This window comes from Psychrobacter pulmonis, from assembly GCF_904846465.1.
Classification (GTDB): Bacteria; Pseudomonadota; Gammaproteobacteria; order Pseudomonadales; family Moraxellaceae; genus Psychrobacter; species Psychrobacter faecalis.
Genome location: NZ_CAJHAT010000003.1, coordinates 110,564 through 123,496 on the forward strand (window position 1 = coordinate 110,564; position 12,933 = coordinate 123,496).

Consider the following 12,933-nt stretch of genomic DNA (forward strand, 5'->3'; position numbering starts at 1 on the left):
ACCAATTGATCAATATGGCATGGGGCTTGCACCGTATATTGCACTAACAGCATCATTAGGAGTCACCGTCATGACGGATTCATCTGCCTTTATCGCAACACTACCTCCAAACGATTTATCTAATAAAAAGTGTGTCGTCAATACACTAAACGCGCCATTAAATATAGCAGCTACAAAAGTAGGTACTGTGCATTTAGTCGGTGCAGGCTCTGGTGATCCTGAGCTGCTCACACTAAAAGCTTTGCGAATCATGCAGAGCGCTGATGTGGTGCTTTATGATAGTTTGGTCTCAGAGGATATCTTGGATATGTGCGAACCAACAGCAGAGAAGATATTCGTCGGTAAACGCCGAGCCAATCATGCGCTGCCGCAAGAAGGCATCAATGAGCTGCTGGTCAAGCACGCGCTGGCAGGTAAAACAGTTGTAAGACTTAAAGGCGGCGACCCTTTTATCTTTGCGCGCGGCGGAGAGGAGCTTCAAGAAGTGGTACGCCATGGTATCTTTTTTGAATCTATTCCCGGTATTACTGCCGCCAGTGCCGCTGCTAGTAGTACAGGTATTCCATTGACGCATCGAGACCATGCGCAGACAGTGAAGTTTGTAACGGCATATAAGAAATCAGGAGCGCCCAACAATAACTATGACGAGCATTTAGATAGCACCCAAACCGTCGTTTTTTATATGGGATTGCATCAGCTAGATGAATTGACCGAAGGGTTAATAGCAGCGGGACGAGATAGCGAAACGCCTTTTGCGGTGATTAGCCATGCCAGCTTGCCCACGCAGCAACTGCTCATCGGTACGCTTGATAGTATCGCTAAGCAGCAAGCCGAAGCGAAATTGCCAACCCCAGCATTACTGATTATGGGCGATGTGGTGACGCTATATCATGAATTTGCAGACTACAACCTTGGTGCATTTGGTAAGCGTGCAGTCTGCAATATTAAGCAATCCATCACCGATAAACATCTTATACCTACTTTTGAGAGTGTTGCATAAAATATAGGGTTAGCCTAAATGCTCAATAAGATGACTTTAAGACAGGCTAATCTTTTAACTATAAATTTCGTAATTGCTCAATTAACCAGCGATGTATACCACTGTCACTGGTACGTGGATGCCATGCCGCGATTACCTTAAAGGTAGGCGGTAATGCTTCGATTTCAATCTCTTTAACTTTACTATTTGGTAATAGTCGCGCAGGGTAAAAGGCAATCATGTCGGTGGTGTGTAGGATATCTGGCACGGCTGAAAAGCTAGGAACTGACATCACAATATGGCGTTTAAGCCCTTTTTCTGCAAACCATTGATCATGCGATCCGCGCAAATTGGCACGCGAAGGCGATACCACCAGCTGCGGGTGTGCGGCAACTTGCGCCAGTGTGAATATCTCTGTTGCAAAGGTGTTTTTATAACCCGTCACACATAAATGCTGTTCTTCAAATAGCGTCACATACGATAAATTATCAGGGATAAACTCTGGAAAAGTAATCAGCAAATCAAGTTCACCTGCCGCAATAAGCTGATTGATATTGTCTGAGGCAAAATCTCTCACTATCAGCTTTAAATGAGGCGCTTCACGGCGTGTGGTACTAAATAACTGCGGCAATAATGCCTGCGTCGCATAGTCGGTTGCACTAATCGTAAAGACGCCTTTGTAGGTTTGCGGCGTAAACACTTCTGGCTCTAACAATACTTCCAACTGTTTTAATATCTCGTCAATCGGTTGCCGCATCGCTAGTGCTTTTGGTGTTGCCACCATGCTATTACCTTGACGAATAAACAAACGATCATCAAACAAATCCCGTAGCTTACGCAACTGCTCACTAATCGCTTGTTGCGTCAGTCCCATTTTGCGCGCAACTTGCGAGAGATTTTGTAGATCAAGTAGTGCCTGCAATACTCTAAGCTGCTTGATATCTAGCCGATTCATACCATTCATAACACTTACCATTAATAGTTGTACCCTAAACAAGAAAGGCTTGTTTCTAATTGTACCTATAAAACTCTATGCTAACCAACATTACTTAAGCAGCCCATTAAACCTAAAAGTAGATTCAGTGGCTCAAAAAACAAGCCTATCCGTTTGCTTTAAAAGAGAGTGTTATGAAACAAGCTATGCCAACTATGCCAAATACCAGTGCGTTATTTTCATCTGTACAACTTGGACCTTATACCCTTAAAAACCGTATCGTGATGCCGCCTTTGACGCGCTCTCGTAGCACGCAACCTGACAATATCCCTAATGATTTAATGGCAAGCTATTATGCACAGCGCGCCTCAGCAGGTTTTATGGTGACTGAAGGTACACAGATTGAGCCGCGTGGCCAAGGTTACGCATGGACGCCGGGTATTCATTCACCAGCGCAAATTGAAGGCTGGAAAAAAGTCACGCAAGCAGTACATGCTAAAGGCAGTATTATTTTTGCGCAGCTTTGGCACGTTGGCCGCGTGTCTCATACCAGCTTACAACCCAATCAAGCGCAGCCTATCGCTCCATCTGCCATTACTGCCACTAACGTCAAAGTATTTATTGAGACAGGTCCAGGCGAGGGCGCTTTAGCCGACCCAAGTGAGCCACGGGCACTGAGCACAGAAGAAGTGGGTGAATTGGTCGCTATGTATGCACAAGCCGCGCGCAACGCACTAGAAGCAGGTTTTGATGGGGTAGAGCTACACTGTGCCAATGGGTATTTGGTCAATCAATTTATCTCTGAGCATAGCAATATACGTGATGATCAATATGGTGGTTCTTTGACCAATCGTCTGCGTTTTTTAAAAGAAGTGGTTGCCACCGTCAGTGAAGTGGTTGGCGCTGATCGTTTAGGCGTACGTTTTGCGCCTTTATTTGCCAGCACGGATGAGACTCGTGTGTATCTAGGCTTAGTAGAAGCAGACCCTCATCATACCTATATTGAAGCGATTAAAGTACTTGAACAGGCGGGCATTGCTTACTTATCCATTGCAGAGGCTGATTGGGATAATGCGCCTGATTTGCCAGAGCCTTTTTATCAAGCGGTCAGAGCTGAGTTTTCAGGACGTATTATTTATGCGGGTAAATACACTGTGCAGAAGTCGGTCGATATATTATCTAAAGGTTATGGGGATTTATTTGCTTTTGGTCGTCCTTTTATTGCTAATCCCGATTTACCTGAACGCATAGCCAATCATTGGCCACTCAATGAGGCAGATCCTGCCACGATGTATGGTGGCACTGCCATTGGCTATAGTGATTATCCTCGCTATCAAGAATAGTCAAAAAAGTAGTGCATAAAACAAGGTTAGTTACGGCCTTGTTTTCACCGCAGCAAGCGATGGCTATAAGCGGTGCAATGACGCTGCAAAAACGCATATAATTTTAAAGATATTCTATTTGTCAGTATTTATCAGTTGGTAGACGCAATGAATAAAAGTTTGAAAGACAGGCTGATACGCATATTAGTAGGATATGTCGGACTTTATCCGACGCTCAAAACCCATGCTATCAGTGACTCTAAAACAGTCTATTTAACATAATATACATTATGCGAAAACAAACCAACGGTCTTAAGAGTTATGTACACAACATTTTTATCTAACTTCATCTGTCATAATTGTCGTTCGTTTCCAGCCAAACTTAAATATCTACAATATTCATCTTCGCATTTAATATTAATACCAGCACCGACTTTAAAATTCATTTAAAACCTCAGCGCCAGCTAACGACAATGCTCTAGCAAATACTCGCGTAAAGATTTTCCATCCTTATCTAGGATGATATCCGTCACTTGGCAAGCCACGTCATGACCAACGCTTTTACATGACAGTTCATAATACACATCATCGCCTTGTGCCAAACTGACTTGCACCAATCCTTGCTCGGTCACTGCAAATTGCTTATCTTGCTCATAATCAGGATCTTGCGAACTCCATAAAACATCATAACCGATATGACAAGACATTTGCTCTCTATCAAAATAATCCCGCTCAAGCTGCATGGCCGCTTTTAGCTCTGGGCTGCCATATTGGTGCAAAACCACTGGATAATCCTGACCCTGATTATCGATATCTTGTTGGTACATATCTGCGATGGTCGTGACTTTCATGGCAAACGTCGTCTGCAAGGCTTCTGTTAGATTGGCGGTCGCAGATATGGCAAAAAACCCTATGATTAACATCATGATAGAAAATATAGTTTTCTGCATGGCGCTCTCCATCGGCTACGACTTATGATGTATTATATTCATAAAAAAGAATATAAACCATCATTTTACGCTATTATTATGTCAATTAAGCTTTTAAACCAAAACCCCGTTTACACAGCAACATTATCAACTTTAGGCAGTTATGAGTACTATTGATAAATAATCGCTACTGATAAGCGAACACCGATGTAAACCAGTAATAACCTAGGTTTCAAGCTATTCTAATTTTAATAAGCTACGATAAGGATATTTTTATGAAGGCATCATCTCGTTTTAATATTTTTCAGTCAGGTTTGTATAAATTAACCACTGCTGCGTGCTTTGCTTCCATACTTTTCGCGACTGGCTGCTCATCTTCCGCTGAGTCTAGCGTCAAAATACCCAGCCAACAAAATGGCAACACCTCAGCACCCGTTGTCTCCGATATGAGCCAGCAAACGCTTAAGCAGCAAGCTTTACGTATCCAGCGAGCCCTAGCGAACAACGACTTTGCGCGCATTACCAACGACATTCATCCGACGCGCGGCGTGCGTTTTTCTATGTATGCCTATGTGCGCCCTGAGACTGATAAAGTCTTTAGCCGCGAGCAGTTTGCGCAGTACTTACAACAATCTAAAATCCGCTTTACTTGGGGTGAACGTGATGGGTCTGGTGAGCCGTTAGTGATTCCGCTCCCAGAATACTTGGAAACGTGGGTCGATGGCGATACCTATAACAATGCCAGTATCAGCGTTAACGAGTTTAAGCACAGCGGCAATATGATTAATAATTTAAAAGAAATTTATCCCAATTCTGAGTTTGTTGAGTTTTACCATAAAGGCTCAGAGCAATACTCTGGTATGGATTGGCGTATCCTACGCTTAGTGTTTGATGAGTACCAAGGCAAGCGCTATTTGGTCGCTATCGTCAATGAACAATGGACGGTTTAAATAATTTTTAGATACAAAAACAAGCGCTTACAGTCATAAAAGCCAACAATAATGGGCAGTGCTATTAAGTCAATACACTGCCCTTTTTATTTGCTTTTATTGCTATATATTCACTTTTGATTAGAGCGGCGTTTGGCGAAAAAATTTCACCATTATGTCGTAAATATCAGGATAAGCCTCAATCAGCTTTTGCGGCGTTTCAAAAAACACTTCACTCAGTACCGCGAAGAACTCCGCTGGATTGGTCGCGCCATAACGGTCGAGACCTGATTTATGATGGCTTTGAAAATCCTCAAAGTCTCGGCTCATAATCTTGGTCCAGTGCGCCGGATCCATATCAGGTTGCAGCGGCGGAAAGCCATTGGCACGACCATTTAGCATATCAAGCTTATGCACAAACTCATGAATGACCACGTTGTGACCATCGCGCTCGCCTGAGTGTTTGGCATCCTTCCATGACAGAATGACAGGCCCGCGCAGCCACGCTTCTCCGCTACGGTGCTGACTGCCCTCATGGACAATCCCCAACTCATCGACAGTGGTGATTTCGCTTTTATAAGAACCTGGATAAATAATAATGGCCGACCAGCCAGCGTACCACTCAAGGTTTAGGTTTAAAATAGGGAGGCAAGCTTGTAAGGCGATAGATTGCTTGACCGCGTCGGTAATCTCAAAACCCTGTGCGCCAGTAATCGACTTATCCGCCAAAAATAACGTCGCCAGCTCAAACAGACGTATTAGCTCATCCTCGTCTAGCCTATCAAGTATCACAATACGCTTAGCCGCTTGCAGCCAGTCAGCATGGGCAAACTCGCTGTTGTCTAATATGCGCTGCTCGCGCCAGTCTTTTATCATGCTAAACATAGTGAGTTTCCTTTAATTTTGTCGTTAGACTGTGCTTTTTATTATTAGCGTTATGTGTTTTTAAGTGGTTAAATGGTGCTGACAATAAACCTGTTTATCAAGACTCTAAGGACAGCATATTCATAATCAATTTAATCAAGGTTTCTTTTTGGTTGGGGTCAGACTCGGCAACCAATAAGGTTAATGCGGCAAGGCCTGTGTTATTGATGACCATATCACCTTTATCATTGAGCAGTCGATTATTCCGATGCAGAAAATCTACAAACAAAAAAGCGCCGCTGCGTTTATTGCCATCGGTAAAAGGATGATTTTTGACCATAAAGTACAGCAGGTGCGCCGCTTTACTCTCGATGGTTGGGTATGCAGGCGCGCCAAACACCGTCTGCTCTAAATTACCCAGCACACTGTCCAAGCCATCACCGCGAGGCTTGGCAAATAGCTCAGTCGCCTCACCTCTATCTATCAGCTGTGCTTTCAAATCCGTCAGCGCTGCCATTGCCTCAGTTAGACTGGGTAAGATACCGCCCTCTTGCCCTGCGGGATCGTCAAGCAAGCCTTCATCATAGCGCTGTAACCATAAGAATGTCTGTGTATAACGGCTGATAATCTCAACCAAGCCGCGACCTTCATCGGTTTTCAGCTCGGGACTTTGCGCGGTTTTTCGAATTAAATTTAACGCTTGTTGTAGCTCGCTTGAATTTTTATCAAAGCGCTCTTGATTGAGCGTGTAGCCTTGGACCAAGTATTCACGTAAGCGCTGCGTTGCCCAGCGTCTAAACTGCACACCTTGAGGGGACTTGATGCGATAGCCTACTGAGATAACCACATCTAAGTCATAAAACGTCACAGGGCGATCAGAATTTGCAATATGCATTTTTTGCATATTGCTTTTTTCAGCAATTTCTTCATCGTTTATAGCATTGGCAATATGACGCGAAATCACTGATTGGTCACGACCAAACAGCTCAGACATTTGTGCTTGCGTAAGCCAGACAGTCTCTTGCTCAAAACGTACGTCTACCTGTGCCTTTCCATCAGCGCTTTCATATATCTCAATGATTGAGTTATCGTTATTTTCAGCCACTTTCATTGATACAGCCTCTATCCTTATATAGATTATTTCGCTAAATACAGTCTATAGTTTAAATACACTGATAGTAATAGAGATAACAAAAAACCCAAGTCAACATATACTTGATGACTTGGGTTTAGTGGTTTTGAATAGCATCATAGCGATGTCTAATTCGGTGTTGTGTAATCTACCTCATAACCTGGTACATGGAAGACTCACTGGACTGCACCTAGATAGTGCCCCTAGTGCATTAGCTCAACCACGATTGCGTGGTTGCGCCAGCGAGCTAATGACACTAGGGGCACTATCTAGGTATTAGCAGGACTGAAACAGTTTTCCTTGGGTAAAATGTAATGGCTTGACTCGTGGACGACGCAGCATCGTCCTTCACCGAAAACGGCGAAACGCTAAATCTCACAACATCCCTATTTTGCCTTAATCCTAATCAGTCTGTCAATCAATCTTTGTTCAATATTTAGGTTTTTTGAGACGTATGCGTCATATAGTGTCGCGCATTTCTACTTATTTATTGGCGCGTCATATAATGTCGTGTTTTTATTTTTTATTAACAAAAGTTCTTGATATTTATTCTCAAATAAGCTTTTATATGCTCACAAACATCATTCGCTGACCACATTATTATTTAAGGCAAACCTCTATGAGTCTGTCGTTCGAACACATTCAGCACGCTTGGCAGGTACAAGACCCAAGCTTGGTCGAAAAGCTTTGTTTATTAGCCCAGCAACCTGATCCGTTATCTGAGTCGACGATAGCAGATGACGAGCTAACATTTGAGCGATTTTTAAATAAGATCCTAAGTTATTCGTTCCGTCAGCAACATCCTGAAATACAGTTTGCAGAACGTGTGGCAATGATAGCAACTGTAGAGTCAGATGAAGGCACTTATTCTCTTCCTGATCGCTACAAAATCTACTTAATATTAATAGCACTTTGGGACGATGGAAGTACCTATTCAAGAGCCATTTTAAAGCAAGCCATCAATAAGTTGCCCTTAAGTTACGGCGTTTGGCGCGGGTTAAAATACATTTATAAAGCAGCTGAGTATGAGCAAGATTATGAAATTTTTGCGCCTATCGCTGCCAAAGTAGACTTACATCGTTTTGATCAAAGCGCTCGAGATTCTGTCAGTCTTGCTACCAAAACCTATATGAGCCTTAGGGCATGGCGTTATCTGCGGAAACTTGGTCAGCAGATGCCAGCGGGCTATATTGAGGCAGCCGTTTCTGTGCTTGCCAGCTATGATGAGACCATGACCGTCGGTCAATTGCCACAAATCAATAGTTGGGTGCTCAATCACATCTGCTTTCACAATTCAGCAGATTATGGCGTCAATCGCTTTCATAGCCACACACCGCGCAAGTTATTTGACAATAAAGGTCGGGCTTTTAAAGAAGCGTGGCAACGAGATGCTGAACCGCTTATCAGATTATTGGCAACAGCGAAAAACGAGGCCATACGGCAATTTTCGACAGATAGCTTAAAGCATGATTTTAAGATTCAGATGCGTGATGTAAGCTGTGAGACTATTCAATACTTATCGGCAGGCTATGCACACAGTCAAGCGCGCGATGAGATGATTGTATGGCTGATTGAGCAATCACCACACTTTGAGAAGTCTAAATTTGTGCCGCTTGGGTTACATGAGGTGGTACTCAAGTTATTACATTCGAACCATTCTGCCGCTTATCAATATGCCATTGACTATGCCAAAAGCTACGCACAAGCACTACCGCTATCAGAACTAATGATGCTTGCTGTGTCAGATCACGAGCCTATGCGCAGCTTTGCAATCAATATTATTTTAAGCCGTCATCCTGTCAATGATATTGGGGTGTCAGGTTGGGGGCAGTTACTAGATACATCTTATCATCATAGTATTGCAGCTGAACAACTTAGTAAGCACTTCACGCGCCGTGATCTGACTGCTGAATGGTTTTTTGAGCGCTTGATCAGTAATCAGCGTTACAGCACGCGCTTTGCTATACGCAGACTGCCTGAGCTATACAGCGCACAGGAACTTGGCGTTGAGTATTTTATCCGTCTGGCAGTACAACTGGATACTTCCACAGATAGTGACAGCAACTATCTGTGCATGAACTTTGCACTGCAAGAGCTCAAACGTCTCGATCTGAGCGTAGTGGATACTAATGTATGGCAGTATCTATTACTACATCCGCTGGCTCAACAAACAATCATCGATTGGATTAATGAAGATATTTTGTCAGCTGGCAAAATACAAATGCCCTATTGGCACGCTCTTGCCTATGAGCCTGATTGGCATAGCAGTAGAGAAATTGCACAGCTGAAAACCTCTCCCTATTTTACCCATTCGCATGACAATCTAGGTATAAGCAATTCAAATGTAAATACGGTCAAACAGTGGCAAAAAGATCTGACCTTTGATGAATATTTAGCTGATACCGTGCGTGGTTGGTTGGCCGATGTCCGTAGGTTTGTGCCAACTCAGTTGGGATTTGATTGGCTCATGACACTTGCGCACAGCGAGCATTCGCATTATCGAGAATTTGCGATTGAGCGCATCAATAAAGGTTTCTTGCCAGCAGATTTTGCGACCAATCAAAATAAGTTGTCAGAGGAAAACCTGTCTAACGACACAAACGCTATTCATACTACTGATGTCATTGATAATATCACTGTCGACCTAGGCAATCAGCGTTACTTGTTCACTGGCAAAATGCAAAGCATGAGCCGAGGCGATGCTGAAAAGCTGGTCAAGGCCGCAAATGGCGCGATAAGTAGTGCGGTAAATGCCAAGCTGGACTATCTGGTAATCGGTGATGACGGCTCTCCTCTATATGGCGCTGGCCGTAAAGGCAGTAAGCAACTCAAAGCAGAAGAATTAATCGCTGGAGGGGCACCGCTCAAAATTATATCAGAAACGGCATTTTTGCAGATGCTAACAGGACAATCACGCGCCGCATCCAAAGACGATACCGTAGCAGGTGCTGAGGTCTTGTGGTCGATGGCGATCGATGATCCTAACGCTCCTATCAGTGAGCTTGCGATCAGTTATCTGAGTCATCATCACGAGCAGATCTGTATGGCATTAACGGACAGACCTGTCGATCCTGATGCTATTATTCCTTCTTCCTTCTTCAGTGCCGAACGCGTCATACCATTATTGCAAAGTACACAGCAAGCGCTGCGCAATTTTGGGATGTTACTCACAAAGTATGAGCTGGCCAAATGGTCGCCAACACCTGCGCTGTGGCTGATAATAGCAGAATCGCCTTATCTTGAGGTGACGCAGTTATTACAGCAAGCACTATTGGCAGCACCCTCTGTCAGCAATCGCACCTACCATGTGCCTGTAGAGCAGTTCAATGAGACCATTCTCAATGCATTCATTGGCAGTAAAAAACGACTGGCGCGGCAGCTTGGTATGACATTATTGCAGCGCCATCGTCAATTTCAAAACCCGCAGTCTCTCTATATATTAAGTCAAAGTGCTGATCGTGAAGTACGCTATTCAGCAGTAACCATGCTTTGGCAGCAGTACAAAGCGCGTCATGTTTCACCACATTGGCAGCCAGCAGACCAGTATGATAAGACTGACACAAAAACTACCACATATACTCAGCCAAACGACTGGTCAACCAATCCACCTGCTGACTTAAATCAGTTATTAATGCTCTTGCGGCGCGGTCTGTTTGAGCTGCCACCAGGAAGATTGAGCACCCCTCAAAGTAGCGAGCGACCAAGTCTGGCAAAAAACGAACAAAGTCGTCATACCAAGTATGGGAAACGCACTGATAAGACAAATGAGCTAGCAGATCAGGAGCAAACCCTCTCACATAAACCCATACCTGCCAGCCAAGCAAAGCTGGCATTGATTGAAACATTCCGTGATGTGGGATTAGCGGATGAACATTTTGCTACGCTGATCATGCCTTTGTTGTACACCTTTACCCATTCTGCAGGCAAGATGGAGCGTCATGCGTGTTTGGTCGCAGTCACGCGCTTATTGCATCGCTATCCCAAGCTATCCAACCATTTACAGCCAATAACAGCGCGCTCAAGTTAAAAAGTAAGTAGCAAACAAATAAGAAAGATGATCACACCATACGACGCCATTTCAACTGAGATTAGATCATGAAAACAACCACACTACCCTATTGGGGTCAAATCATAGGGTTGGTCAGTAGACAGCCTACGACTGAGTATGCGACGCAAAAAACCACAAAAACAGCCGCGCTACCAGTAACGCAAGGCCGAAGTTTGTTTATTACTCGCAAGCCATTGGATGCTGAAAACAGCACTGAAACCTTGTATCGACTCGATAATAGTGGTGAGCAAGTAAGCTTAGCAACCGCTGCCTTGCCTTGTGCCATGGATGCCATCACGACGTCAGATGACACTATTATATTACTTGGCTGTGACGGGAATTTATATCAGACAGATTGGCAAGGAGAGACAATTCATAAAATCAGCCAAGAGTCGCTATTCACGAGTATTACTGGGGTTAACGATAAATCCTTATCAATGAAGCGCAGCCCACAAGCAATTGCTATGGCCACGTTGCATCAAGCTATTGTCGTGCTGTATCCGAATTACATAGTCGTCTGTCCGCTTGCTGGTCATACTTCTTCAAAATTATCAATGCAGGCGATGGTTAATCAGATTGTTGTGCAGCCTTGTACTGACAATAAAACTCAAAAAGCCACTGCTCTTGCGGCATCAAGTGATGGTAAATGGCTGGTAATAGGTGACGATCTTGGTAATGTCAGTAGTTATCAATGGCTAAATAATGCTGATATGAATGCCAGTGGCCAACTAATACAAAGTAGTAGTAAGTTACTACATCAAGGCCGTGTCAATGCATTATGTTTTGAGCCTATTGGTCATTATTTCTTTTCAGCAGGCGCAGACAAACAGCTTTATCGCACGCATGTACAAGGCGAGCTACAAGCAATAGATAGAGCCAAGTCAAGCCAGCATAGTCAGATGATTACTGCGCTTTGTGTCTCGTATACGCGCCTATTTACTGGTGCTAATGACAGTAGCATTAAGTCATGGGCGTTTGATAAAGGCCAACCAAACACCTGCAAAGATGACCTCAGTAAAACGCAGCTATTGGTATACACAACTTATGCAGAAAAACCGGCCCTGTTGGCGGTTGGGTCAGATCAAAGTTTACGTTTTTCACCGATTGATGAGACGCAAAACAGTAAGCTGTTGACCGTTGCTACTATCATTGAAGATGGATACCATCGACTTCAGAAGCTATTAACCGACAGTAGTAATAACAGTGAAGCGGCATTTTTGGATGGCATGGCATTGCTTGAATCACAAGCGAGTCATCAGACGATAAAGTTGGTTGGACGCCTGTTAGCAGACCGTGGCAATAGCTTGAGCACAAGCCATGCTTTGCAGTTAGTACATTGGCTAGCTGGCACGACGCTTGATACGCGCTTACCGATACTCGAAGAGCAGCTCAACTCACCACGCGGCAGCAGCGTCCGCCTTGCTGCTTTTGAGGGTCTGGCTATCGCTGCCACGCATACAGCAAGTCCTCATGCACTACCTGCCTATTTAGAATACGCCCTTGGACGCGCTAACGAAGACATCATTAGCGCTGCGCTACAGAACTATCTAAAAATTGCCGTTCATGATGCGGACAAACAGTCTCGTATTTTACCAATTTTTCAGACAGCATTATCGCACTCCATGTTGCCTATTCGTCGGCAAGCCTTGGCATCACTTGAGCACTTACTGCCTGATTCCAGCCCAAAAGCAGATTTTATGGCTTTAGATAGCCGCTACCCTGACACTATTCAGGCAGGACTGATTCGACTCTATCAGCGCGGTTTGTTAGACAACCCAGAAGTGTCGCGCCAGCTG

General features: G+C 44.1%; 8 protein-coding genes. 4 read left to right on the plus strand and 4 right to left on the minus strand.

All coding sequences use genetic code 11. From position 1 onward, the window contains the following. The first annotated feature begins 70 nt into the window (after nucleotides 1-70). Nucleotides 71-1,000 carry a uroporphyrinogen-III C-methyltransferase gene (cobA, locus tag JMX70_RS06880; RefSeq protein ID WP_068408011.1) on the plus strand — a complete coding sequence of 310 codons (930 nt, stop codon included), beginning with the start codon at nucleotides 71-73 and terminating at the stop codon, nucleotides 998-1,000. Between the two features lie 58 nt (nucleotides 1,001-1,058). On the opposite strand, the gene JMX70_RS06885 is transcribed toward cobA, so the two are convergent. Then, the gene (locus JMX70_RS06885) at nucleotides 1,059-1,943 is read right to left on the minus strand and encodes a LysR family transcriptional regulator (RefSeq protein WP_201590764.1); all 885 of its coding nucleotides are present in this window, start codon (nucleotides 1,941-1,943) and stop codon (nucleotides 1,059-1,061) included. A gap of 185 nt (nucleotides 1,944-2,128) precedes the next feature. On the opposite strand from JMX70_RS06885, the gene JMX70_RS06890 reads away from it, so the two are divergent. After that, nucleotides 2,129-3,256 (plus strand): alkene reductase, encoded by a 1,128-nt coding sequence (locus tag JMX70_RS06890; RefSeq protein WP_201591073.1) that lies wholly within the window; start codon nucleotides 2,129-2,131, stop codon nucleotides 3,254-3,256. Between the two features lie 443 nt (nucleotides 3,257-3,699). Here JMX70_RS06890 and JMX70_RS06895 read toward each other — a convergent pair whose 3' ends face one another. Beyond that, nucleotides 3,700-4,185 carry a hypothetical protein gene (locus JMX70_RS06895; RefSeq protein WP_201590767.1) on the minus strand — a complete coding sequence of 162 codons (486 nt, stop codon included), beginning with the start codon at nucleotides 4,183-4,185 and terminating at the stop codon, nucleotides 3,700-3,702. 254 nt (nucleotides 4,186-4,439) lie between these two features. On the opposite strand from JMX70_RS06895, the gene JMX70_RS06900 reads away from it, so the two are divergent. Beyond that, nucleotides 4,440-5,114 carry a hypothetical protein gene (locus tag JMX70_RS06900; protein WP_200662224.1) on the plus strand — a complete coding sequence of 225 codons (675 nt, stop codon included), beginning with the start codon at nucleotides 4,440-4,442 and terminating at the stop codon, nucleotides 5,112-5,114. Nucleotides 5,115-5,234: 120 nt separating this feature from the next. On the opposite strand, the gene JMX70_RS06905 is transcribed toward JMX70_RS06900, so the two are convergent. Further along, a complete protein-coding gene (locus JMX70_RS06905; RefSeq protein WP_201590769.1) occupies nucleotides 5,235-5,978 on the minus strand; it encodes a M90 family metallopeptidase in 744 nt (247 codons plus the stop codon). A 97-nt stretch (nucleotides 5,979-6,075) separates the two neighbouring features. Beyond that, nucleotides 6,076-7,068 (minus strand): RhuM family protein, encoded by a 993-nt coding sequence (rhuM, locus tag JMX70_RS06910; RefSeq protein ID WP_201590771.1) that lies wholly within the window; start codon nucleotides 7,066-7,068, stop codon nucleotides 6,076-6,078. A 640-nt stretch (nucleotides 7,069-7,708) separates the two neighbouring features. Between rhuM and JMX70_RS06915 the strand changes: the two genes are divergently transcribed. Further along, nucleotides 7,709-11,116 carry a BRCT domain-containing protein gene (locus tag JMX70_RS06915; RefSeq protein ID WP_201590773.1) on the plus strand — a complete coding sequence of 1,136 codons (3,408 nt, stop codon included), beginning with the start codon at nucleotides 7,709-7,711 and terminating at the stop codon, nucleotides 11,114-11,116. Nucleotides 11,117-12,933 lie beyond the last annotated feature (1,817 nt).